Raw genomic sequence first — 1,277 nt, 5'->3', positions numbered from 1 at the left:
TCATCATGCACACGACACTGGAGTCAGCCTGAACGACTCCGTACCCACGAACGGGCGACACCAGATCATCCAGAAACGGACTTAACGTCCTCTGACACGGCGGCCGAAGGGGCTACTGGTTCCGGACGGGTACCTACGGGCCTGGCCGTACGCGAGAGGCCCGACGGCTCTCTCTCAGCCTTGTCCCTGCGGGACCGCCTCCCAGGCAAGCTCACACCGGGCGCGCACCTGCTGCTGCAATGGTCCGCTTCTTCTCCGATCCGTTCCACTGGGAAGGGTCGGCCGCGGCGGCCTCGGCCTGGCGTCGGTCGGCGAGCATGGCGTAGCGCAGGGCGTGGGCGGTGCGCAGCATGCGCTGGGCGGAGGCGGCGAGGCTGCGCTCGAGCAGCTCCAGCGCCTGGCCACCACGCGGGTCGATGCCGCCGTGGCGGGAGTCGCCCAGGTTCTCCAGGAAACGGGCCGCGGCACGCTGCACACCGGCCGCGAGGTCCAGCAACTCCTGGCCGCCGACATCAGGCCCGTCCGGAATTTCGACGCGCGAGGCAATCAGGGCATCCGCCACCGCCCTGTCCTGCCCCTCCGCGCGGCACCGCCGATACGCCTTCGACGAACACGACCGCGAGCAGTACACCGGCCGCCGCCCACGGCCGCCAGCGCGCAGTGCGGCCCCGCGCTCCCGGCAGGCCGACGCCTCGGGCGCGGGCTTGATTCCTCGCGCGTCGATTCCGTCCGATGCCCTGATTCCCCGCGCGTCGAAACCCCGATCCATGGTCAGGCAGAGTAGCCGGTCCCCGCGACAGCCCCCTGGCCGGGACACGCACAACCACCAGTGCACATGCCGCCCACCGACCCGATGCGCACCCGCACCCCCCTTGCGCATGCGCACCGAACCAGAGGCGCAGATGCGCAGCCGGCCGACCGGGGTGCACAGGCCGGTGTGCACACAGCCTCGCGACTCGGTCCCACCAGCGTGAATAACCCTCGCGCCGTCGCTTCGCAGGGTCACGGTGCGGTCCCACGGGTGGCGACCGAGGCGCTGCCCCAGTCCCCAGTTGAGCCCGTTGTTCCGTCAAGTGCCAGTCATGGCAATAGCGTTCACTCATGCTGGACGTATTGACTGATTCATGACATTAAGTCACCATCGGCTGGGCGCGCCTCGTTCCTCCCTCCGTTCCTGCGGACCCCCCACAGGAGGACAGTCATGCGACTGCCCCGACGCAGCCGGCCGGCCCTCGCCGTCGCCGCCCTGCTCTCGCTCGCCCTCGCCACGCCCCTCA

At 70.0% G+C, this 1,277-nt stretch carries 1 protein-coding gene; it reads right to left on the bottom strand.

The features are described from left to right. Positions 1-211: 211 nt before the first annotated feature. Entirely contained in the window at positions 212-562 is a 351-nt protein-coding gene (locus AB0P35_RS42165; protein ID WP_363521924.1) for a hypothetical protein, read from the bottom strand. Positions 563-1,277 lie beyond the last annotated feature (715 nt).

Source organism: Kitasatospora sp. NPDC085879, assembly GCF_040686255.1.
Taxonomy (GTDB): domain Bacteria; phylum Actinomycetota; class Actinomycetes; order Streptomycetales; family Streptomycetaceae; genus Kitasatospora.
Note: the sequence above shows the minus strand (reverse complement) of the source record. Positions and strands in the feature narration are given on the sequence as shown.